This window comes from Micromonospora sp. ABR4_055, from assembly GCF_056160425.1.
Map to the genome: position 1 here is coordinate 1 of NZ_JBSWXD010000088.1, position 20,845 is coordinate 20,845.

The window sequence follows — 20,845 nt, forward strand, 5'->3', positions numbered from 1 at the left end:
AAGCGGGGGGAGGGCATGGGGTTGGGGAGAAGCGACACGGAACGTGGGCCCTCATGGTCGAGACTGTGGTGTGTGTGGGGTCTTTCCCCCTCTTCAGGGGGGCCCCTGTCCCACAGTCGTCCCGGTGTGTTCGCCGCCGCTGGTCCGGCGGCGGCCAGGTCAGTCCCGGCTGCTGGAGAACGCGGCGTCGAACGCCGCCGTCGGGGCGTCGAACGCCTGCTGACGGACGAACCGCAATGCCTCGGGGGCGCCGACCAACCGGTCCATCCCGGCGTCCTCCCACTCGACCGAGATCGGTCCGTCGTAGCCGATCGCGTTGAGTGCCCGGAAACAGTCCTCCCACGGCACGTCGCCGTGCCCGGTGGAGACGAAATCCCAGCCCCGCCGCAGATCCGCCCAGGGCAGGTGGGAGGCGAGCCGGCCGCGCCGACCGTCGCCGGTACGGACCTTCGCGTCCTTGCAGTCGACGTGGTAGATCCGGTCGGCGAACTCGAGGATGAAGTTGACCGGGTCCAGTTCCTGCCAGACGAAGTGCGACGGGTCCCAGTTGAGGCCAAACGCCGGGCGGTTGCCGATCGCCTCCAGGGTGCGGCGGGTCGTCCAGTAGTCGTAGGCGATCTCGCTTGGGTGCACCTCATGGGCGAACCTGACCCCGACCTCGTCGAACACGTCGAGGATCGGGTTGAACCGGTCCGCGAAGTCCTGGTAGCCGCGTTCGATCATCTCCGGCGGCACCGGTGGGAACATGGCCAGGGTGTGCCAGATCGACGAGCCGGTGAAGCCGATGACGGTGGAGACGCCGAGCTTCGCGGCGGCCCGGGCGGTGTCCTTGATCTCCTCGGCGGCGCGCTGACGGACGCCTTCGGGTTCCCCGTCGCCCCAGATCCGGGCGGGCAGGATCCCCTGGTGCCGCTCGTCGATCGGGTGGTCGCAGACCGCCTGGCCGACCAGGTGGTTGGAGATCGCGTACACCTTGAGGTTGTACTTGGCCAAGGTTTGCAGCTTGCGTTCGACGTAGTCGTCCTCGGCCAGCGCCCGGTCCACCTCGAAGTGGTCGCCCCAGCAGGCGATCTCCAGGCCGTCGTAGCCCCACTCCGAGGTCAGCCGACACACTTCCTCGAACGGCAGGTCGGCCCACTGGCCGGTGAAGAGCGTGATGGGTCGCGCCATGGTCCTTCTCCCGTTGTCGTCACTGGGATTCCATCCCGCGCCGCAGGTGCGGCGCCTGGTTGGACCGGTGCGAGGTGACGGCCCGATGAGCTATCGGCGTGGAACTACCTGGTCGTGGTACATCGACCGGTGGGGCGGGCAGCGGACACCGGCCGGCTGGTCACGACGGCATCCGGCACGCTCGCCGTGCCGGCGCGACGCTTCCCGACCGGGCGGGTTGCGCCTCCCGCCCGGACACCGGCCCGGGGGACGGGCCTGCCCGCACCACTCTAGGCCGGTTGCGGGCCGCCGCGATAGAGGCAGCCGAGGTACGGGCCGACAGGGTACGACGCCAGCGAGTCACGAGCCTGGCGGTCAGTAACCCCACTCGGCAAGCGGCTTCTCCAGCACCCGGTCCACCGCAGCCAACTGCTCCTGGCTGAGTTCCCGGTGGTACGCCGCCCCTCGACCGCTGTGGAACTCGTACCGGCGGAAGCCACGGTCGAACGAGGGCGACCAGTCGAGGCCGAGAAAGTCCAGCATCCGGGCTACTTCGTCGCGTGGTGCGACCAGCAGATCCTCGTACCGTACGTCCAGCCATTGGCCGGCCGGGTGGCTGGCCCGAGCCTCGGCGAACGCGGCCATCAGCATCTTCCAGCCGAGCGCGGCCAGCACCGGAAACGACCGGTCGGCTTCTTCCCACTCGGCCCGCAGATCGGCCGGCAGCGGGCCGAGGAACCAGTTGTCCGGCCCACGCCAGCCGTCCCACCAGCCCATCTGCAGCCACGAGTTGGCTACCGCACGTCCGTCGCGGACCACGTTGACCACCCGCAACTCCGGGTACGCGGCATGCAGCCAACCGGTGCGGGGCCAGCCCGTGACGTGTTGCAGCAGCACCTGGCAGCCCTGCCGCTTGACCCGGCGGTCGAAAAAGGCACGCAGCCGCTGGCCCACGTACGGGGTGAGGTCGTCAGCCCGCAGGTCCCGGCACGGCCTGGAGTAGCCGGCCATCACCTGCCGGTCAATCAGCCGATACGCCTCGGACGGAGCCACCCGCAGCCGGCCGCGTTCCAGCAGGCGACGGCTGTGCCCGAGCGAGGTCATGCCGGCCGGCCGGGGCGTCGAGCGGCGGTACAGCCGGCCGTTGCGACGACCGGCCAGGTTGAGCCGGGGCAGCTTGTCGTCCAGCCCGGACACGAAACCGACAGCCGGGTGCCGGGCCAGGATCTCCTGGACAAGGGTCGATCCGCACCGTCCGGTGCCCACGACGACGGACAGCATCGAGTCAGCCTTCCTTGCTCGGTGTCGTGGCCGGGACCGGCTCACCGACCGGCCCACCCTGGGCTCCGACCGGGGGCACCGCCCGGGCCGGGGGCGCTGCGGGTCGCCGTACCGGATAGCCGAAGCGGCGCAGCAGCGGCAGCGTCACTGCGGTGACCACCGCGAAGGACCGGCCGGGCAGCGCCCGGACCCATTCGGCGTCGTCGCTGACCGGGACCGCTCCGGTACGGTGCCGCGCCGGGTTGCCCGCCACCGAGTGGGTGGCGGCCAGGGTGAGCCGGCCTTCGGCGTCGATCGGCAGCCCGGCCGGATCCAGTCCGGCGAACAGCGCGATCCGGCGCAGCTGACCGGCCGGGTCGACAACCACGTCCTCGTAGCGGACCCGCAGGTAGCGGTCGGGTCCGGCGGCTTCGAAGAACCGCGCGGTGGCGGCGTTCCACACCCGCCACAGCAGAGCCGCCTTCCACACCGGCGGGCGGCTCATCAGGTTGCGGTCCGCCGCGCCGTCCAGTCCGCGCCGACGGCGCCAGGAGAAGGCGGTGCCGCGCGGGTCCCGGACCAGGTGCAGCACCCGCAGGTCGATACCGGGCAGGTCACGCAGCAACGCACCGTACGGTGGCAGCTTCGACGAGTCGACCACCACCACAGGTCCGTCGCCGCCGCGGCTCACCTGGCGGGCGACCGCCGGATAGACCGCGGCGATCGCGGCGTCGTCGGCGTGGTGCGGCACGGCCCGCCGTCCGGCACCGGCTCGCCTCAGCATGGCTGGCAGGTCCCGCATCCGCAGCCTGGCCCGCAGTCGTCGGGCGATGCCGGCCGCGTCCGGGCCAGTGGCCGAGGCCGGACCAGCAACAGCTGCCAGTTCGGCGGTGACCGCCCGCCAGACCGGACAGGCGTCGAACGGCGCGCCGCAGCCGCAGGGACGGTTGTCGACCATCCCGCGCTGCCAGAGGTAGCGCAACTCGCCGGCGGCGAAACAGCCGTCCAGCTGCCCCAGGACGGTGGTGATCAGGGTGCTGCCGCTGCGACCGCTGCCGGCCAGGTAGAGCACCCGGACCGGAGGACTCGACGGGCCGGGTGTACCTGCGGCAGAGGATGTGCCTGCGGCGGAGGGCGTGCCGGTCATCGTCGGGTTCCCGCCGGGGCGGTCAACGCCGCAGCCAGGTAGGCGTCGCGGAGCCGGTTCAGGTGCAGGTCGGGCGCGAAGTCACGGTCGATCTTGTCCCGGGCGGCCCGGCCCATCGCGTACGCCCGGTCGGGGTCGGCGACCAGCCTGCTCAGCGCGTCGCCGAGCGCCACCGGGTCGTCGGCCGGGACGGTCTCCCCGTCGAGACCGGGACTGATCAGCTCCGGCAGCCCACCGAGGTCGGTGCCGACCACCGGCACGCCGCACGCGAACGCCTCGAGCACCGCCATTGGCTGGTTCTCATGCCACCGGGACGGCACCGCGACCGCCGCTGAGGACCTGATCAGGTCGTGCAGCCGGGACTTGTCCAGCCGGCCGTGGAACCGCACCCGACCGGGTGCCACCCGGTCGGCGAGGGCACGGACCGCAGGCAGGGCGGGGCCGTCGCCGGCCACGTGGACGGGCACCTGCCGGGGCAGTCGGGCGACCGCCTCGACCAGCGTGTCCACTCCCTTCTCGACGGAGATCCGGCCGGCGAAGACCACTCCCCCGCCCGGCGAGTCCTTGACCGCCACGGCGGCCGCGTCGACGAAGTGGTTGATCACCCGTAGCCGGTCCGGGTAGACGCCGGCCCGGCGCATCACGTCGGCGAGAAACCGGCTGGGACTGACGAACACCCCCACCGAACCATAGGCCCGTGACTGTCTGTGTATCCACGACTCCACAGCGAGTAGCGTACTGGCGGATGCCGATCCGTCCTTGCACCTGCGCCGCGCGGCGTGTAGCGGACCTCCATCGACGCACGCCGCACAGATCTTCCCCCGGTCCAGCATCTGGTAGCTGGGGCAGGCGAGCTTGTAGTCGTGCATGGTCAGCACGCACGGCACCCCGGCGTCGCGGGCGGCAGCGAGCACCGACGGAGACAGCTGGTGGTAGATGTTGTGCAGGTGGATCACGTCCGGCCCGAAGTCCTCGATCACCCGGGTCAGGCCGCGGCGGCTCGCCGGCGACCAGATCATCCGACCGGCGGCGGCCAGCCGGGGGCGCAGTCCGCGCGGCGCCGGCTCCAGCTCGACGTGCGGCGGGAAGTGCCGGGCGTACGGCAACGGCCCGTCGTTGTCCGGGTGGGTCATCCCGAAGTACGCCACCTCGTCCCCGGCCGCGCGCTGCAGATCGGCGAGGTCGATCAGATACCCCTCGGCGCCACCGCGACGGTACAGAAACTTGTTCACATGGAGGACACGCATCAGTCCGGCCCGCTCGCTCGATACCGGGGTGTGGCCACCCGGTTATGGTGGCGCAGGGCTCCCGCCCTGGCTGCTGCCTCACGCTATGCACCCACGCCGGGTTAGTCCAGTACCGAATCGCCAACTAGCTGATCGGGTGATCTTGTGTGGCTGACCAGCCTGCGTCCTGGCGTTTCGCCCCGATCCATGGGTAGCCTGACCGCGGCCCGACCTCGCCCCAGCCTGGCCATCGCGGCTGGTGACGTGCCCGAGGAGGACCGGTGAACGACGACGAGCCTTCCACCCTGGCCTGGACCGCGCGGCGGATCGCCCGGCACGCCCGGTGGATCCGCACCGAAGGGCTCCGCCGCCTCGTCGAAGAGGACCGACTCAACCCGGTCGACCGGGCCACCACCGCCTGGGCCAAACTGCGCTGGCGGCATCGGCACGGCGTACCCCGTGGTCAAGCCGTTCCCGTCTACCTGGTCGGCCTGCAGCGGTCCGGCACCAACATGCTGGTCCGCGGGCTGGAGAACGCCGGCGAGGTCGAGGTCCGCAACGAAAGCGACCGGCGGGTCTTCCATCGTTTTCAACTCCGCGACGACGCGGTGCTGACCGCCGTGGTCAACCGCAGCCGACACGCGTACGTGCTGGTCAAACCGCTGTGTGACAGCCACCGGGTGGACGAACTGCTCGCCCTGCCCGGGATGGCGCCGGGACGGGCGGTCTGGGCGTGGCGCGACGTCGACGACCGGGCCCGCTCCGAGGTGGCCAAGTTCGGCGACGCCAACCTGCGGGCGCTCGCCGCCATCGCCGACGGCACCATCGGCCGCCGCTGGCAGGGCCAGCGCCTCGACGCGGACACCTACGAGCTGATTCACGGCTTCGACTACCGGCGGATGGACCGGCACACCGCCGCCGCCCTTTTCTGGTACGTCCGGAACACCCTCTACTTCCGGCTCGGCCTGGACCGCCGCGACGACGTGCTGCTCAGCTCGTACGACGCGTTGATCACCGACCCGGCCGGGCAGATCAGCCGGCTGTGCGACTTCCTCGGGATCGCCTACCGCCCCGACCTGTCCGCGCACATCGCCCCCCGCACCCCCGCCCGCCAGCCGCTGCCGATCGACCCGGCGGTCCGTACGCTCTGCGACGAACTCACCGCCCGACTGACCGCCAGCGGCCGCCCACAGTCCCCCACCACCCCACCTCAACAAGCCGACACCGACCGGCGTGCTCCGGTGAGCGTGGAAAGGACCGACCATGGCTGAAGCCCCCGCGCCGGCCACCGCCGAAGTGGCGCAGTTGCCGACGGCGCCCATCTTCCTGGTGGGCTGCCAGCGCTCCGGCACCACCTTCCTGCGGCTGGTGCTCGACTCGCACTCCCGGATCTCCTGCGGACCGGAGACCCGGTTCCTGCCGGACCTGCGACGCATCGTCGGCTCCGACTGGGAGCGGCTGGCCCGCTTCGGCTTCACCCGGGAGGACTGGCTGCGCCGCATCGCCGACTTCTTCGGCGGCGTGCACGCCGACTACGCCGCCGGCCGGGGCAAGGCTCGGTGGGCCGACAAGACCCCGCTGTACGCGATCTCGCTCGACTTCGTCACCGAGGTCTTCCCGGACGCGCAGATCGTGCACGTCATCCGGGACGGCCGCGACGTGGTGGTCTCGCACCGCAAGCGGTTCGGGTACTGGTCGGCGGTGAAATGCGTGGTCAAGTGGCCGCGCTACATTCGTACCGCCCGCGCGATGGGCGCCACCCTGCCAGCTGACCGCTACCACGAACTGCGCTACGAGGACGCGGTACGGGAGCCGGAGAAGTCGATGCGCGCGCTGTTCGAGTTCCTCGGCGAACCGTGGGAGGAAGGCGTGCTCGACTACGTCGACAAACCGCATGACGTGGCCGGAAAGTACACCAGTGAGGCGGACCGACGCCGCGCCTCCGCCGGCACCGACTCGGCCATCTACCGGTCCCGCGTCGGCAGCTACCGCCGGGAGCTGGACCCGTTCCTGCGGCTGCTCGTCGCGGCCTTCTCCGGTCGGATGCTGCGCGAGCTGGGTTACCGATGAACACTGCGACCCGGCCCGCCACTGCGACCCGGCCGGCCACTGCGGCCCGCCGCTGCGTGGCGGCGGCGCTCGGCGGGCTGCTGCTGCTGGCCGGCTGCACCAGCGCCGACGAGGACACCACCCCGCCACCGGTGCCGCCGACCGGCGCGCCGCTGCCGAGCCTGCCGCCGTACCCCGAGGACACCCACCCGTTCGGCGCGCACTGGGACTGGAACCGGTACGACGAGTTCCTCCCGTACCTGCGCAAACTGTCCGGGTCTGCCACCTACCACGAGATCAGCTGGTGCAGCATCGAGCCGACCCAGGGTCAGCAGGACTGGTCGGCACTGGACCAGATCGCCCAGCGCAGCCGGGAACTCGGCATCGTGCTGAACATCAAGATCCGGACCGAGATGTGCTGGGCCACCGGTGGGACCCCGGAGCACGTCCGCGGCCAGGCCAACAAGACCGAGTCGACGATGCCGCTGGACATGGCCGCCTACCGGCAGTTCGTCGGTGACGTGGTCCGCCGTTACACGCCGTACGGCGTCCGTCAGTACGCGATCGAGAACGAGGTTAACGCTCCGCAGTACTGGCGCGGCACCCCCGAGGAGTACGTCGAGCTGGTCACCGTCGCCGCCGAGGCGGTGCACGCCGCGAACCCGGAGGCGGTGGTCGTCGACTCCGGCATCAGCAGTGTCGCGTACGGCTTCGGGGTGGTCGACCGGCTGGTCCAAGCCGGCCGCGACGACGAGGCGATCGCCGCCTACAACGCGTACTTCAAGCGGCGGATCGGCACCCGGGGCCGCAAGATCCCCGAGGTGGACACGATCGAGACGCTACGGACCGCGCTCGACAACGAGACCAACGTACGCAACGTCGCCTTCCTGGCCGCCACCGAGCAACTGATTGACGACGGCGTGGTGCAGCTGCGTCAGGTGCACTACTACGAACACTTCGACGGCGTACCGGCGCTGCTGGACTACCTGGCGGCGGAGAATCCGGCCGACGTGCCGATCGAAGCGTGGGAGGTCGGGCAGTTCTGGCGCGACGGTGACGGTGACGACGTCAGCCGGGCCGAGGAGGTCGTCAAGGTCTCCACCATGCTGCTGGCCGGCGGTATCCGGCAGGTGATGTGGCTGCCGCTGGGCTACAACCCGAACAACCGGGCCGGCAGCGAGGTCCGCTACGGCCTGCTCGACCCGGACGGTACGGAACGTGAGGCCGGCCGGATGTTCGAGAGCCTGGCGGTGGCGGCGCGTGGCGCCATGGTCACCCCGGTCCGCCGGGACGGCCTGATCGGGGTGGCGTTCCAGCAGGGCGAGGAGAGCACCCTGGTCGTCTGGTCCGGCGAGATCAACGACGCGGTACGGGTGTCCGCGGTGCCCAGCCTGCACGCCGGGCCGGCCGGTGCCTCGCCGACCAAGACGGCGGCCGAGGTGACTGTCACCGACCGGCCGGTGCTGTTGCGCGCCACCGGCACCCCGGAGTCGATCCTCGCCGACGTCGACTGATCGGCCGTACCTCCGGTGGTGGAGGATGGTCAGGATCTCGCGGCGGACCTGCTGCGGCTCAGTCACCAGCCGGCGGTGTGCGAACCGCACCACCTGGATGCCGACAGTGGCCAGCAACGCGTCACGCCGTAGATCGATCTCACGCTGGGCAGGGCTGCCGTGCGAGGCGGCTCCATCGAGCTCAAAGTCGATCCGTTCGGCCTGAAGGCCGGAGCACTGGCCCGCATTCCGGTAGCGTCCGCATCGCGGCCCGGTCGGTGAGCCGCGGCAGCTCATCGAGAGTTGCGGAGACCCGGTCCGCGTTCGTCCACCTGTCGTTGACAGCCCGGATCAGCGGAGCCGGCCGGTCGGCGGCCGACAGCAGCGGCCAGGACTCGACAAGACTCGGTTCCAGCCGCGTCACCGGCGCCTCGCCGCGTACCACCACCTGCGGCGGACCGACGGCGAACGCCGTTCGGTGGTGCACGGTCAGGCCGGCCTGGCTACGAAATCCCACGCCGATCGGCACCGTCAGGTGCAGTGCCTCGTCAGTGGGTTGCTGGCGCAGCCCCCAGAGATTGAGTGCGGTGGTGTGGCTGAACGCGACCCGACCGTCGGCGTGGGCCAGCACCGCACGCCGACGCAGCTGCGGTGCGAGCGACTGGATCGACGACATTCCGCTATGGTTGTCGTCGATCAACTCGGCGGTGACGTAGACGCCCGGCAGAACGCGCCGCAGTCGACCGGCGCGTACCGCGTCGTCCAGCACCCAGCGCGGCACCATCTGAAGGGCCTGGCGACGGGTCACCACACCGCCGCTGCGCCGGCACAGCTCCTCGATCACCTCGTTCATGCCCGGCTACGATGCCGCGACCTCAGCCATCAGACGACCCAGGTAGAGCCACGCTGTGTACAACTGCTCGACTGTGGATCGGGTGGCGGGTTCCTCGGCGACGCGCTACCGGACCATGATCACTTGATGCTCTGCTGGGCGCTCACCGGCGTGTCGGCCGAATTTCCGTCATCTGATCATGAGGGGCAGCTACTGATCATGAGGCAGCGGGCTGCTACTCGGGATCGGGCCGGCGGTCGTAGGCGGCCAGAGTCGCCTTGTTCGTGCTGGCATCCTGGAATACCAGCTCCCACGGGCCGGTGTTGACGTCCATCTCCTTACCGAACCCGATCCACTTTCCGGTCAGCCGACGCCCGGTAGGCTCGGCCAGCAGTTGGATCGCGCCATGGTACCGGGCGCCGCGGTAGTAGCCCTGCGGCGCGGTCTGCTCGATCCAGGTCCCGGTGACCACATTGCCGTCGACGGTCAGGTCCATGGTGAGGGGCGCATCGGAGGAACCAGGCAGACTTCGCACGGTGAGCCGGTCACCGTGCTGCAGCAGCACGACATAGTGCCGACCGGTGAACGTGGCACCACGACCCGAGCTGTGGTACTCGTACCGGGACAGCCACACCCCGGAGTAGTTGCCGGTCGGCGCGGTTAATGGGGCAGGGCCACCGCGCGGCACCGGGGTGGACGCCTGCCCGGTCGCCGACATCTGAGCACCCCGAGCTTCGTCACCGCCCTCGCCACCCCGGCCGCCGGCTCCATCCTCGCCGGCGTCGGCGCTGCGGGCATGCGGGACCGCCACAGTGAAGCCGAGCGAGCTGATCGGCAGGCCGGTGACCGATTCCAGGGCACGCGCGTACGCCGGACGGGGCGAGGTGATCGCCCCAGCCTCCCAGCGTTGCACGAGGCGCTTGTTCGCATCGTTGGGCATTCCGGCGCGATCCCCTGCCTGCCGCAGCGCGCGGGCGAAGTCGTCCTGACTCATCAGCAGGCCCATCCGCACAGCCCGCAACGTCGCGTTCGGAGTGGTCGTCATGCGAGTGATCGTAGCCCTTGTGTCGCCGGAATGTCGCCCTGCAGGTCGCCGGAACGTCGTCATGGAAGCCGTCGCGCGGGGCGACAATTCGGCGACATCCTTGTTTTCGTGGCAGCCGGCGCGACCGCCGGCGCGAGCAGGCAGGAGACATGCGATGGCAGAGGTTCAGATCCTGGTGATCGGGCCACGGCAGCTACCCGCCAGCGGTACGGTCGAGGTGTGGGCCGACGCGGGCAGCGGCGCAACTGGACAGCGAATCAAGGTACCGGTGACCGACCTGCAGACAGCCGAACTGGACAGTGGATCAGGCAGTTCGGCTGTCTACGTACTCCGCCACCGTGGCTGATGCGACAGGGCACGGGGGCTCGCCAGCGAGTGATCGGGTCAGCCGGGCGGCTGGAGAAGGAAGACCGGGTGGCGGTCCGCTTCGGTGCAAAACCCGGACGGACCGTCGCCGGGGGTGGCGTCGAATGCCTGCCGGACGAACGGGATGAACCCGAACGCGCGGCGGTAGCGATGCAGGACGTCCAGTTTGGTCTCGCCGTCGACCTCGACGAGGCCGACGGTGCGGAACCGCTGTCCGCGACCGAGTTCGGCGCGGCCGTTGGCGCGGATGTTGCGCACCCACTGTGTGACACCGAACGGTGAGACGAGCCAGTCGAGGTCGGCGTGCCGCAGCGTGACGACCGGCACGGTACGCGGCAGGCCGGTGCGCCGGCCCTGGGTACGCAGCAGGGTCAGCGGCCCCATCGGCACCCCCCAGCTGAGCAACCGGTACGGGATCCGGCTGACCCGCTCCACCCCGGCGGGCAGGGCAGCGGCGTTCACGACGGGGCCACCGTGGTGGTGGCTTCCCGGGCGGCGAGGCGGCGGGCGGCCTGGCCGAGCATCTGGCCGTTGAGGCGGATCGACCGGGTCCGGGGCAGCAGCCGGGTCATGATCCGCATCGACCGACCCGGGATGTGGGTGGGCCGGCCGCGCAGGAACGCGGCCACGCTTTCCCGTACGGCGGTCTGGACCGGCTGGGGCCGGATCGGCATCGCCGCACGGTCGATGCCGTAGGCGTCGATGGTCGGGGTGTCAACGTTGCCCGGTAGTAGCACGGTGACGTCGACGCCGCCGGCGGCGAGCTCGTGATGCAGGGCCTCGCCGAGGTTGAGCACGTAGGCCTTGGCCGCGCTCTCGTGGGCCATGTTCGGCAGCCCGTGCACCGCGCCCAGTGCCGACACGAGGATGATGCCGCCCCGGCCACGGGTGACGAACCGCCGCCCGAAGGCGTGGGCCAGATCCAGGTGCGTGGTGGCGTTGATGGTGAACCGCCGGTGCAGGTCGGCGAGGTCCTGGTCGAGGAGCGGGCCGGGGCGGCCGGTGCCGGCGTTGGAGATCAGCAGGCCGACGTCGAGATCCGCGGTCGCGTCAACGAGCTCGGCGGCGGCCTCGGTCCTGCCGAAGTCGACGGTGACCACCCGGCAACTGATGCCGTGGGCACGGGCCAGCGCGGTGGCGAGGGTTTCGAGCCGGTCGGTGGATCGGGCCGCCAGGACAAGGTGGAGCCCGGCAGCGGCTAGGTACTCGGCGAAGGCCTGGCCGATGCCGGACGAGGCGCCGGTGACCACCGCCCACGGACCATAGGATCTGATTTCAACCATGATTTAGACTGTAATCTGGATTCTGGTCCAGGACAAGCGGATAGGCTGTGCCAACGTGAAGAACCCTCCGGCCGACCTTGCGCGACGCCTGCTCGACGTCAGCGAGCAGGTGCTCCACGGCGACCCTGCGCCCCGTCTGGAAGACATCGCCGGCATGGTCGGGGCATCGCGAGCGACGTTGTACTACTACTTCGCCGGCCGCGACGACCTGCTCACGTACCTCCTGACCGCGCACGCCCACGACGGAGCCCAGGCGGTGCAGGCCTCGATCGACCCCACCGACCCACCCGCGCAGCGACTACGGGCGATGGTGACGGCACTCGCCGCCTACTTGTCACAGCACCCTGGGATCTGCGCCGGCCTGCTCAGCGCCCTCGGCTCCACCGGCCGGATGACCGACGTCATGGCCGCCAACGACAGATGGATCGCCGGCCCGCTCCGGGAACTCCTCGCCGAGGCCGGCACCGTCGGTGCGGTCACCGTCGACGACACCGCCGACGCAGCCAACGCCATCCTCGGCGCGTTGCTGCTCGCCGTGCTCGGCCGATCCGTCGCCGGGGCCGACCCCACCGACGCCCGGTTCCGCGACCAACTCACCGACCAGGTACTGCACGGCGTACTCACCCGTGCACCAGTCGACGGATCCTGAGCCATGACCTTGCCGCCGGATCATGATCACTTGATGCTCTGCTGGGGGCCTGTCGGCGTGTCGGCCGAATTTTCATCATGTGATCATGAGGAGGTGGGCTCCCACGGGCCGGTGTTGACCTCCATCTCCTTACCGAACCCGATCCACTTTCCGGTCAGCCGACGCCCGGTAGGCTCGGCCGGCAACTGGATCGCACCCTGGTACCGGGCGCCGCGGTAGTAGCCCTGCGGCGCGGTCTGCTCGATCCAGGTCCCGGTGACCACATTGCCGTCGACGGTCAGGTCCATGGTGAGCGGCGCGTCGGAGGAACCAGGCAGACTGCGCACGGTGAGCCGGTCACCGTGCTGCAGCAGCACGACATAGTGCCGACCGGTGAACGTGGCACCACGACCCGAGCTGTGATACTCGTACCGGGACAGCCGAACCTCGGAGTAGTTGCCGGTCGGCGCGGTACGCGTGGGCAGAGCCACCGCGCGGCACCGGCGAGATCGTGCTCGAAGTCCACATCTCGCCCTGCGCTGCACAAGCATATGAAGTAGCGGTATGCATCCGCTGTACTCTCCGGCATGTGAAACTTTCAGGAGATACTTGGCGGTGAACCATGACAGAAACTGGTGAAACAGCCGAAACCGTCGCTACTCACCTCCGTGAGGAGATCCGGACCGGCGAACTCGCCGAGGGCGACAAGGTACCCACCACCAGCGCCGTGATGAACAGGTTCGGCGTCGGCAGAGGAGCAGCGCAGCAGGCGCTGAACGTGCTGCGGGCGGAAGGACTTGTCACCTCGCGACGCGGTGCCCCCGGCATCGTCAAGGGCTGGTTCGCCCGGCTCGAACGGGTCATGCCAGATCGCCTGGGCCACTCGAAACAGCCGGGACGGACCATCCAGCAGCATGACGCAGGCGATCGTCCGATACGCACCGACGTCGAGGTCGATGAGCTTCCGGCACCCGACTTCGTAGCCGTAGCCTTCGGCATCGACGAGGGCGATCCGGTGGTGCGCCGCAAGCGAGTGCACTGGGTGGAAGGTCGACGCGTCCAGATATCGGCGTCCTACTTCCCCGTCGAGCTCGCACGAGGCACGGCGATCGTCTACAAGAACTCCGGACCCGGCGGGGTGTACGGCCGGCTTGAAGATCAAGGGTGGAAGCCGACAAGGTTCGAAGAGCGGGTCGTCGCCCGGCCACCGCATCCGGACGAGATCAATGGCCTGGACATCGCACGCAACAAGGCGACGGTGTTGCAGATCACCCGGTACGCGAGGTCCGGTGACAGATGTGTCGAGGTCAACCGGATGGTGCTGGACGCAGGCGTCTACGAGCTGGTGAATCACTTCGATCTGAAAGCGGACACAATCTAACATCCGCAACACTCGACCTGCATATGCATGTCCGGTATCTTAGGTCTCGTCCGACAGGAGTCCCCTCAGCCAGTGACGTCGTTACTGAAATTCCTGGTATGGGGCCGAGACGCAGGGAGACACGCGATGGCAGGAGTTCAGATCTTGGTGGTCGGTACACGGCAGCTACCCACCACCGGGACGGTCGAGGTGTGGGCCGACGCCGGCAGCGGCGGGTCCGGGCAACGGATCAACGTACCGGTCACCGATCTGCAGGTGGCCGAGATGGACAACGGCGCTGGTACGTACGCGATCTATCTTCTCCGCTCCCGTCACTGAGCTGACGGACGCGGGACGTGTCCTGTCAACTCCGGGGCGACCAGGTGTGCGGCCAGCCGAGCAGGTCGGCGAGGTCGGCGTTGTGCGGGGCGAAGTAGCTGCCGAGCTGGGCGCGCACTTCGTCGGTCAGCTCCCCCGGCCCCTGGTCGGTGCGCCGGGTGTGCTGGGCGAACCCCGCCGGGGTGAACGGATCCAGGTCAAGGAAGCGCAGCACCCGGTCGTAGACGCCGGCCGGGTCGACGTACATGTCCTCGCTGCGCAGCACCAGCAGCCGATCCGCCGGTAGGACGGCGTACCAGCGTTGCAACTGCTCGGCGTAACGGCCCCGGGCCAGGTACGAGTGGTTGCGCAGCGCGGTGTGCGCGGCCGGACTGCCCGGCCCGTCGCGCAGCGCGTCGGCCAGCCGCCGCTCCTCGGCGGCGACCGCGTCGGCGAACGACAGTGGTTCGGCGCCGTACGAGCGGGTGTGCAGGTAGTGCGAGTAGGCCCGCTCGACCGGGTCGCGTAGCAGGGCGATGCAGCGGGCCTGCGGCAGGTCGGTGGCGACCCGGGCCGGCACGCTCGGGTGAAACAGGTAGTACGGACTGGCCTCGAAGCTGCGGACCCCGGCCGGGCGGGCCGGGAAGTGCGCCTGATACCAGCGTTCCCCGCGTCCGTGGTGGATGCTGAAGTACTGCAGTTCCTTGCCGGTGGCCGGGCGCACCTGCGGATGGGCGGCGAGATAGTGGTGCAACGAGGTGGTGCCGCAACGTTGTCCACCGATGATCAGGAAGTCCGGCAGGGCACCCAGCTGGCCGGGCACCATCGTGCGCGCCCAGGCCCGCGCCCCGCGTACCGTACGGCGCAGCCGGTCGGTGGTCCCCCGGTTGCCGGTCATCGTGCCGCCTCCTCCAGGTTCGCCACCGGTGCACCGGGCCGGTCCTGGCCGTCCGCCCCGCCGCGCCGGCCGCCCCGGCGCAGGGTACGCAGCACCATGACGTCCTCCCGGCTCAGCCCGAGCGCCAGCACCACGCCCACGTAGACGGTCACCACCACCGGCAGCCCGACCAGCAACTGCTCCGGCCAGCCGGGCAGCAGCAGCCGGACCACCAGCCCGGCGGCCAGCGCGACCAGCCCGGCGGCGAGCCCTTTGAGCATGCCAACGGTCACCGGCACCGCGTGGATCAGGGCCCGCACCTGCAGCACCCGGGCGACGTTGACCACCGCCAGGGAGATCGCCCAGGCGACCGCCGCGCCGATGATCCCGTACGCCGGGATCAGCCACAGGTTGAGCAGGATGTTCAGCAGCAGCGCGGCGATGTTGTCGTACATGTTGACCGCCACCCGGCCGGACATGTTCAACACCGTGCCGCACGGCCCGGTGGCCGCGTTGACCAACTGCCCGACCGCGAGGACCAGGGTGACCGCAGCGCCGGCGGCGAACCCGCCGCCGAAGACCGTCAGCAGACTCTCCGGGAAGACCAGCAGCGCCACGAACGCCGGCAGCGACAGCCGCACCACCCAGCCGGTGGCGGCGCCGTAAATTCGCCGTACCTCGTCGGCCCGCCCCTGGTGGTGCAGGTACGCCAGGTACGGCCCGAACGCGGCGTTGATCGGGGCCAGCACGAAGATCGCCACGGTGACCAGCCGGGTGGCGACGTTGTAGACACCGATCTCGTCGTTGGCGAAGAAGCCGAGCATCAGGGTGTCGACCCAGATCAGGCCGGTCGACGACAGCGACGACACCCAGCTGACCGTGGAGAAGCTGAACAGTTGCCGGGGCCGGTAGACGACCGGGCCCGGCGCGACCCGGCGCATCAGCCGGGCCAGCGCGCCGAGGGCCAGCAACGCGGCCGACCAGCCGGCGATGACCAGCGCCCAGTAGCTGCCGGTGACGCCGGCGCCGAGGATCAGGGCCAGCGCGGTCAGTACGAACCGGGTACCCGGTTCGTAGATCTGCCCGATCAGGGTGAACGGCCGCTGGGTGCGCCAGCCCCGGGTGGCGGCGAGCGCCGCCTCGCAGACGGTCAGCGCCGGCAGGGTCAACGCCACCAGGCGCAGCCCGGTGACCAGGCCGGGGTCGTGCAGCGCGGCGGCCAACGCGGGGGCGGCCACGGCCAGCGCGACCGCGATCGCGGTCGCCGAGCCGGCGGAGATGGCCAGGCCGAGCCGGATGGTGCCACGGATCGCGGCCGGGTCGTCGTCGGCGAGGTGTACGGCGACGAACCGGGTCAGCCCGGCCCGGAACCCGGACAGCGACAGCAGGCTGAGCAGGGCCAGTACGGCGTAGCACTGGGCGTACTGGCCGACTTCGCTGATCCCGAGGAACCGGGCCAGCAGCAGCATGACCAGGAAGACCGCGCCCTGGTTGAGGATCGCCCCGACCAGGTTGAGTCCGCCGCCGCGGGCCATGCCGCGGATGTGCTGGTCGCCGGAGTCAGGGCCCGACGGGGTACCGGACGGGGTGCCAGGGGCGGGGCCCGACGGGGTACCAGGGGCGGGGCCCGACGGGGTGCCGGCGGCGGGGGCCGGGGGCGGCTCGGCCGTCACGTCACCGCCCCGGGTGCGGTTCGAGCGAGCCGCCCGCGCCGTAGACCCGACCGGCGGTACGGGACACCTGCCCGACCGGGGTGGCCCGGCCGACCCGGGCGGCCGGGATCTCCCGGGTCTCGTCGCCGCCGGTCGGACCGGGCCCGGAGGGCGGGGTGGGGTCGCCGCTGGGCGACGCCGGCGGTTCACCGGCCCGGTTGCGGGCGAGCAGTTCCAGCATGGCGACCAGGACCACGGCGAGCAGCAGCCCGGCGCCGGCGACCGGCACCGTGGTGTTGACCAGGCTCCTGGTGCGGGACACGGCCCGGACCGCGCCGACGCTGGTCACCTCGGTCGGGTCGGCCGCCTGGGCCTGCGCCCTGGCCGCCTGTAGGCCCTGCCGGGCCGAGGAGAGGGCGCTGGTCGCGGCGTCCCGCTGGGCGAGCAACGCCTCGTAGTCGGGCAGTTTCGGACCGATGGTGTCGAGCCGGCGCTGCCCGGCCTCGATCGCCTCGGTGGCGGCGTCGACGCCCCGGCCGTTGCCGACCGCCTGCATCTGCAGTCGCTGCTGGCGCAGGCTGGCCAGCTCGTTCAGCGTCGCCTGGTAGATCTTGTCCGGCTGGGTGACCTCGTTCTCGTCCTCCCAGGCAGTGATCGCGGCGGTCGCCTCGGCGACATCGGTGCTGGCCGCGGTGACCTGCTCGGTGGCGATCGCGACCTGGGAGGAGAAAAGGAAGGCGAGGGCCCGTTCGGCGGTCGCGGCGAGCACCGGGTTCACCATCGACCGGTCCGCCGACGCGAAGGTGATCTCCATCTGGCTGCTCGCCCCGACCTGGCTGACCACCAGCCCGGACCGCAGCCGGTTGGCGGCGACGCCGGTTTCGGCGGTCACCTCGTCCACGACCCGGGGTGAGGTGGCCGCAGCGCTGAACGCGGCGGCGAACTGGTTCGCCGCCTGGTTGCCGGTGTACTGCTGAGCGGCTGCCCCGCCGACCAGTGCCGGTGCCGCCACGTACGCGGTCGCGGTGTACTGCTGCGGGGCGATCAGCACCAGGGTCGCGGCCGCCCCTGCGGCCAGCACCGGCACACCGGCCAGTAGCCACAGCCGTCGGCGCGCGATGCGCAGGTAGTCGACGATCTCCACGCTATGGGCTCCTACTCGTACCGAAATTGTGGTGCCGGGGTGGTCACCGACCCGGTGCCGGCCCGGCCGTGGGTGATGGCGTCCGCGACTCGGCCGTGGGTCGTCGCGCTGGTCGTGCGACCGTGCGCGATGGCGCCGGTCGTCCGGCCATGGGCGATGGCGCTGGCCGCGGCGGCAAACGCGACGAAGTACCACAGCGTCACCACGTTGGAGATGACGTTGGAGCCGAGGCTGACCGCGATGAACACCACCACACAGCCGGCGAAGCCGACCGCGACGCCGCGTTCCAGGCTGTCCGGCGGGGCGCGGCGCAACGCCGTACGGGCGGTGTACAGCAGCAGCACCAGCATCGCCAGGTAGGCCAGCAGCCCGGCCAGACCGGTCTCCACGTACGCCCGCAGCAGGTCGTTGTGCGGCTTCTTCGCCTCTGAGGTCTCGTGCTGGGTCATGTTCGGCCCGATCCCGGTGACCGGGTTGCGGTTGGCCAGGGTGACGATCTCCGCCCAGTAGTCGACCCGCCATTGCAGAGTGTTACCGGTCGGCCCGCCGCCGGTGGGCCGGACCTCGGCGAGCTGGGCGAACCTGTCCCCGACCGAGGGCAGCAGGCTGACCCCGACGACCGCGACGACCAGCAGGGTGGCGAGCATCCGACCGCTGCGGTGCAGCACCGCGACGACGATCAGCCCGAGCGCCGCACCGAGGATCGCCGAACGGGTGTTGGTCAGCATCAGGAACACCAGGGAAAGCCCGAGCAGTACGGCGAGGACCAACTGGGCGCGCCGGGCCAGGAACCGGTAGATCGCGAACCCGAAGACGATCATGAACATCAGGTACCGGCCGAAGGTGGTCGACTGGCTGAACGGGCCGCTGACCCTGATGAACTGGCCTTTGACCTCGGACGGCACCTGCCCGAAGGCACTGGCCAGCACGGTGTAGAGCAGCGCCAGAGCCAGCGAGCCGTAGCAGGCGATCAGGATCCGCCGGACCGCCGCCCGGTCGGGCATCAGCTGTTCGAGTACCACGAACATGACCACCACGGTCAGAATCCGCATCGCCTCGAGCAGGCTCGGCGTCGGCCGGTTCGCGCCGAACGCGCTGACCAGCGCGGTCGCGCCGACCAGCAGCATCGCGAAGCCCAGCGGGGTGCCACGCAGCCGGCCGCTGCGGCGCAACTGGGCGGCGAGCCAGAGCCCGGCGGCGAGCAGGAAGAGCACCGCGACCATGGTCGACGGGTCGCTCAGCCGGGACGCCTGGTCGGTGTCTGCCCGGCCGGCGGTCGGTCCGCTCAGCTTGACCACGTCCAGCAGCGGACGCACGGCGAGCATCAGGATCACGTACCCGGAGAACCGGGTGATGGCCAGCACTCCGACGGCGGCTCCGGCGACGAGGGCGATCGGCAGCACCACGCCGCGCCGGTCACCGGCGGCGAGCGCCAGGCCTGCGGCGACGGCGACGGCCGCAGCGGCGACCGCAGCGAGCACGCTGAGCAGCCGGCCCACTGGCCGGGGTTCCCGCTGTCGTCTGGTCACCGCACGCCGATCCGCTGTCCCGCTTCGCCCGTTGTCCCGCTGCGCCCGCTGTAGCGTCGAGCTGCGCCGCAGCCGCACACCCGGACCACCGTCCGCCCCTGCCGAGGCGGACGGAGGTCAATCTGCCGCCCCGGTGGGCCGGCCCCGGCCCACCGTTGTTCGCCGGTGGGCCGGCCTAATCTAGCTGGATCCTCGACGAGCCAGTATGGGCCGACACGCCGGGGCCGGCCATCAGCCGTCCGGTTCCGTACGGGTCCGGCGGCGGGGCCGGATCAGCTGCGGTCCACGGGGGGCGAGCAGCTCCAGGTACAGCGCTTCCAGCTCGGCGGTGGCCGCGTCCCAGGTGTACTCGGCACAGACCCGGTCACGCAGGGCTTTCGCTCCGGTGCGCTCCGCGTCCGGATCGGCGGCGACCTGGCGCAGCGCCCGGATCAGATCGTCGACATCGCCGTCGCGGAAGATCCGTTGCCCGGGGCCGTCGGCGGCGAGCACCTCGACGTGCGGGGTGATGTCGCTGGCCACCACCGGCAGGCCGTAGGAGGCCGCTTCCAGCAGGGTCAGCGGCAGCCCTTCCAGCCGGGACGGCTGGACGAATCCGGCGGCGTGCGAGTAGAGCTCGGCCAGCAGATCGCCGTACGCGAACCCGGTGAAGACGACCCGGGGGTCGTCGACGGCCTCGGCGCGCACCCGGGCGACGAAGTCGTCGCTGAACGACGATCCGCCGACGATGGCCAACCGCAGGTCGGTGTCCACCTGACGGAAGGCGCGGACCAGCAGGTCCGCCGACTTCTCCGGGACGAGACGGCCGACCATCAGCAGGTACCGGCCGGGGGTGAGGCCGAAGCGGGGGCCGATCTGTCGGGCCGGGACCTGGCGTGGGATACCGACCCCGTTGGGGATGTAGCTGGCCGTACTGCCGAACCTGGTCTGGTAGTGGTCGGCCAGGCCGCGGGATACGGCGACCCGGGCGTCGGGCACGTACCCGCTGAGCCAGTGGGCGGTGCCGAGCACCGTCTGGGCGAGCCTGCTCCACTTGGCCCGTTGCTGGTCGAGGCCGTGTACGGTGAGCACCACCTTGCTACGGGCCAGGTAGCGGGGCAGCGGCGCGACCAGCCCCGGACCGAGACCGTGGTAGTGCACGATGTCCGGCCGGTCACGCATGGCGGCCAGGGTCGAGGTGGTGGAGTGCACGATGGCGTCGAGGTGCTTGCTGGCCACGGTCCGTACCTGGCGCAGCCGTACGCCGCGGTACCGGTCCATCGGCACCGATCCGTAGCTGGGCCGGCAGTAGACGGTGACGTCATGGCCCCGACCGGCGAGCCGGCTGGCCAGCTCCTCGACGTGGCGCTCGATCCCGCCGTACGTCGCGGGCATCCCCTTTTGTCCGATCATGGCTATCCGCAGCCGCCGGTGCTCCGGTCCCGGTTCGACACCATGCTGGTCGACCGGAAACGAACCGCCGGTCACCTGATGGGGTACGGCCACGA

At 70.7% G+C, this 20,845-nt stretch carries 20 protein-coding genes and 2 pseudogenes; 7 read left to right on the forward strand and 15 right to left on the reverse strand.

All coding sequences use genetic code 11. The features are described from left to right. Window positions 1-159: 159 nt before the first annotated feature. The 4 genes from ACXAHD_RS19855 to ACXAHD_RS19870 all read right to left on the reverse strand — a co-directional run bounded on the left by ACXAHD_RS19855 (window position 160) and on the right by ACXAHD_RS19870 (window position 4,788). Window positions 160-1,170, reverse strand: coding sequence for a sugar phosphate isomerase/epimerase family protein (locus ACXAHD_RS19855; RefSeq protein WP_281550923.1), 1,011 nt, complete (start codon window positions 1,168-1,170; stop codon window positions 160-162). A 354-nt stretch (window positions 1,171-1,524) separates the two neighbouring features. Continuing rightward, window positions 1,525-2,430: a sulfotransferase family protein gene (locus ACXAHD_RS19860; protein ID WP_475052358.1), complete on the reverse strand. Its 906-nt coding sequence runs from the start codon at window positions 2,428-2,430 to the stop codon at window positions 1,525-1,527. 4 nt (window positions 2,431-2,434) lie between these two features. Further along, a complete protein-coding gene (locus tag ACXAHD_RS19865) occupies window positions 2,435-3,556 on the reverse strand; it encodes a sulfotransferase family protein (protein ID WP_281550925.1) in 1,122 nt (373 codons plus the stop codon). Further along, on the reverse strand, window positions 3,553-4,788 hold the full coding sequence (locus tag ACXAHD_RS19870) for a glycosyltransferase (RefSeq protein WP_281550926.1): 1,236 nt from the start codon (window positions 4,786-4,788) through the stop codon (window positions 3,553-3,555). Before ACXAHD_RS19870 ends, ACXAHD_RS19865 begins: the two co-directional genes overlap by 4 nt. 275 nt (window positions 4,789-5,063) lie before the next feature. On the opposite strand from ACXAHD_RS19870, the gene ACXAHD_RS19875 reads away from it, so the two are divergent. Genes ACXAHD_RS19875 through ACXAHD_RS19885 form a run of 3 tightly spaced genes read left to right on the forward strand, consistent with a single transcriptional unit; the run spans window position 5,064 to window position 8,345 of the window. After that, entirely contained in the window at window positions 5,064-6,053 is a 990-nt protein-coding gene (locus tag ACXAHD_RS19875; protein WP_281550927.1) for a sulfotransferase family protein, read from the forward strand. Then, window positions 6,046-6,852: a sulfotransferase family protein gene (locus ACXAHD_RS19880; RefSeq protein ID WP_281550928.1), complete on the forward strand. Its 807-nt coding sequence runs from the start codon at window positions 6,046-6,048 to the stop codon at window positions 6,850-6,852. Before ACXAHD_RS19875 ends, ACXAHD_RS19880 begins: the two co-directional genes overlap by 8 nt. After that, the gene (locus ACXAHD_RS19885) at window positions 6,849-8,345 is read left to right on the forward strand and encodes a hypothetical protein (RefSeq protein ID WP_281550929.1); all 1,497 of its coding nucleotides are present in this window, start codon (window positions 6,849-6,851) and stop codon (window positions 8,343-8,345) included. The genes ACXAHD_RS19880 and ACXAHD_RS19885 overlap by 4 nt, the downstream gene beginning before the upstream one ends. An 81-nt stretch (window positions 8,346-8,426) precedes the next feature. On the opposite strand, the pseudogene ACXAHD_RS19890 reads toward ACXAHD_RS19885, so the two are convergent. The 3 genes and pseudogenes from ACXAHD_RS19890 to ACXAHD_RS19900 all read right to left on the reverse strand — a co-directional run. Continuing rightward, window positions 8,427-8,621 (reverse strand): annotated as a pseudogene (locus ACXAHD_RS19890) (hypothetical protein); the annotation flags it as partial. Continuing rightward, window positions 8,527-9,177, reverse strand: coding sequence for a hypothetical protein (locus tag ACXAHD_RS19895; protein WP_281550930.1), 651 nt, complete (start codon window positions 9,175-9,177; stop codon window positions 8,527-8,529). The gene ACXAHD_RS19895 and the pseudogene ACXAHD_RS19890, both read right to left, overlap by 95 nt. A 214-nt stretch (window positions 9,178-9,391) precedes the next feature. Further along, on the reverse strand, window positions 9,392-10,201 hold the full coding sequence (locus ACXAHD_RS19900; RefSeq protein WP_475052362.1) for a helix-turn-helix domain-containing protein: 810 nt from the start codon (window positions 10,199-10,201) through the stop codon (window positions 9,392-9,394). Between the two features lie 154 nt (window positions 10,202-10,355). Between ACXAHD_RS19900 and ACXAHD_RS19905 the strand changes: the two genes are divergently transcribed. Beyond that, complete coding sequence (locus tag ACXAHD_RS19905; RefSeq protein WP_281550932.1) at window positions 10,356-10,547, forward strand: hypothetical protein; 192 nt, start codon at window positions 10,356-10,358, stop codon at window positions 10,545-10,547. A gap of 38 nt (window positions 10,548-10,585) precedes the next feature. Here the strand turns inward: ACXAHD_RS19905 and ACXAHD_RS19910 are convergent, their stop codons facing one another. Together ACXAHD_RS19910 and ACXAHD_RS19915 are read right to left on the reverse strand one after the other, a co-directional pair. Next, window positions 10,586-11,029: a nitroreductase family deazaflavin-dependent oxidoreductase gene (locus ACXAHD_RS19910; protein ID WP_281550933.1), complete on the reverse strand. Its 444-nt coding sequence runs from the start codon at window positions 11,027-11,029 to the stop codon at window positions 10,586-10,588. Further along, on the reverse strand, window positions 11,026-11,850 hold the full coding sequence (locus tag ACXAHD_RS19915) for an SDR family NAD(P)-dependent oxidoreductase (RefSeq protein ID WP_475052365.1): 825 nt from the start codon (window positions 11,848-11,850) through the stop codon (window positions 11,026-11,028). Before ACXAHD_RS19915 ends, ACXAHD_RS19910 begins: the two co-directional genes overlap by 4 nt. A 55-nt stretch (window positions 11,851-11,905) precedes the next feature. On the opposite strand from ACXAHD_RS19915, the gene ACXAHD_RS19920 reads away from it, so the two are divergent. Next, window positions 11,906-12,499 (forward strand): TetR/AcrR family transcriptional regulator, encoded by a 594-nt coding sequence (locus tag ACXAHD_RS19920; RefSeq protein WP_281550935.1) that lies wholly within the window; start codon window positions 11,906-11,908, stop codon window positions 12,497-12,499. A 98-nt stretch (window positions 12,500-12,597) separates the two neighbouring features. Here the strand turns inward: ACXAHD_RS19920 and ACXAHD_RS19925 are convergent. Beyond that, window positions 12,598-12,945: pseudogene (locus ACXAHD_RS19925) on the reverse strand (XRE family transcriptional regulator); the annotation flags it as partial. A gap of 155 nt (window positions 12,946-13,100) precedes the next feature. Between ACXAHD_RS19925 and ACXAHD_RS19930 the strand changes: the two are divergent. Continuing rightward, the gene (locus tag ACXAHD_RS19930) at window positions 13,101-13,859 is read left to right on the forward strand and encodes a GntR family transcriptional regulator (RefSeq protein ID WP_475052367.1); all 759 of its coding nucleotides are present in this window, start codon (window positions 13,101-13,103) and stop codon (window positions 13,857-13,859) included. 144 nt (window positions 13,860-14,003) lie between these two features. Continuing rightward, the gene (locus ACXAHD_RS19935; RefSeq protein ID WP_475052370.1) at window positions 14,004-14,177 is read left to right on the forward strand and encodes a hypothetical protein; all 174 of its coding nucleotides are present in this window, start codon (window positions 14,004-14,006) and stop codon (window positions 14,175-14,177) included. Window positions 14,178-14,202: 25 nt separating this feature from the next. On the opposite strand, the gene ACXAHD_RS19940 is transcribed toward ACXAHD_RS19935, so the two are convergent. From ACXAHD_RS19940 to ACXAHD_RS19960, 5 genes are all read right to left on the reverse strand, one after another. Beyond that, entirely contained in the window at window positions 14,203-15,054 is an 852-nt protein-coding gene (locus ACXAHD_RS19940; RefSeq protein WP_281550938.1) for a sulfotransferase, read from the reverse strand. Continuing rightward, on the reverse strand, window positions 15,051-16,568 hold the full coding sequence (locus ACXAHD_RS19945; protein ID WP_281550939.1) for an oligosaccharide flippase family protein: 1,518 nt from the start codon (window positions 16,566-16,568) through the stop codon (window positions 15,051-15,053). Before ACXAHD_RS19945 ends, ACXAHD_RS19940 begins: the two co-directional genes overlap by 4 nt. A 139-nt stretch (window positions 16,569-16,707) precedes the next feature. Continuing rightward, a complete protein-coding gene (locus tag ACXAHD_RS19950; RefSeq protein ID WP_281550940.1) occupies window positions 16,708-17,829 on the reverse strand; it encodes a Wzz/FepE/Etk N-terminal domain-containing protein in 1,122 nt (373 codons plus the stop codon). Window positions 17,830-17,840: 11 nt separating this feature from the next. Beyond that, window positions 17,841-19,358, reverse strand: coding sequence for an O-antigen ligase family protein (locus ACXAHD_RS19955; RefSeq protein ID WP_281550941.1), 1,518 nt, complete (start codon window positions 19,356-19,358; stop codon window positions 17,841-17,843). 231 nt (window positions 19,359-19,589) lie between these two features. Beyond that, on the reverse strand, window positions 19,590-20,843 hold the full coding sequence (locus tag ACXAHD_RS19960; RefSeq protein ID WP_281550942.1) for a glycosyltransferase family 4 protein: 1,254 nt from the start codon (window positions 20,841-20,843) through the stop codon (window positions 19,590-19,592). Window positions 20,844-20,845: the final 2 nt, after the last annotated feature.

Coding starts and splice junctions, on each gene's coding strand:
- ACXAHD_RS19865 (WP_281550925.1), bottom strand. CDS start 3,556: ATGACCGGCACGCCCTCCGCCGCAGGCACATCCTCTGCCGCAGGTACA.
- ACXAHD_RS19885 (WP_281550929.1), top strand. CDS start 6,849: ATGAACACTGCGACCCGGCCCGCCACTGCGACCCGGCCGGCCACTGCG.
- ACXAHD_RS19905 (WP_281550932.1), top strand. CDS start 10,356: ATGGCAGAGGTTCAGATCCTGGTGATCGGGCCACGGCAGCTACCCGCC.
- ACXAHD_RS19880 (WP_281550928.1), top strand. CDS start 6,046: ATGGCTGAAGCCCCCGCGCCGGCCACCGCCGAAGTGGCGCAGTTGCCG.
- ACXAHD_RS19945 (WP_281550939.1), bottom strand. CDS start 16,568: ATGGCCCGCGGCGGCGGACTCAACCTGGTCGGGGCGATCCTCAACCAG.
- ACXAHD_RS19855 (WP_281550923.1), bottom strand. CDS start 1,170: ATGGCGCGACCCATCACGCTCTTCACCGGCCAGTGGGCCGACCTGCCG.
- ACXAHD_RS19895 (WP_281550930.1), bottom strand. CDS start 9,177: ATGAACGAGGTGATCGAGGAGCTGTGCCGGCGCAGCGGCGGTGTGGTG.
- ACXAHD_RS19860 (WP_475052358.1), bottom strand. CDS start 2,430: ATGCTGTCCGTCGTCGTGGGCACCGGACGGTGCGGATCGACCCTTGTC.
- ACXAHD_RS19940 (WP_281550938.1), bottom strand. CDS start 15,054: ATGACCGGCAACCGGGGGACCACCGACCGGCTGCGCCGTACGGTACGC.
- ACXAHD_RS19930 (WP_475052367.1), top strand. CDS start 13,101: ATGACAGAAACTGGTGAAACAGCCGAAACCGTCGCTACTCACCTCCGT.
- ACXAHD_RS19915 (WP_475052365.1), bottom strand. CDS start 11,850: ATGGTTGAAATCAGATCCTATGGTCCGTGGGCGGTGGTCACCGGCGCC.
- ACXAHD_RS19900 (WP_475052362.1), bottom strand. CDS start 10,201: ATGACGACCACTCCGAACGCGACGTTGCGGGCTGTGCGGATGGGCCTG.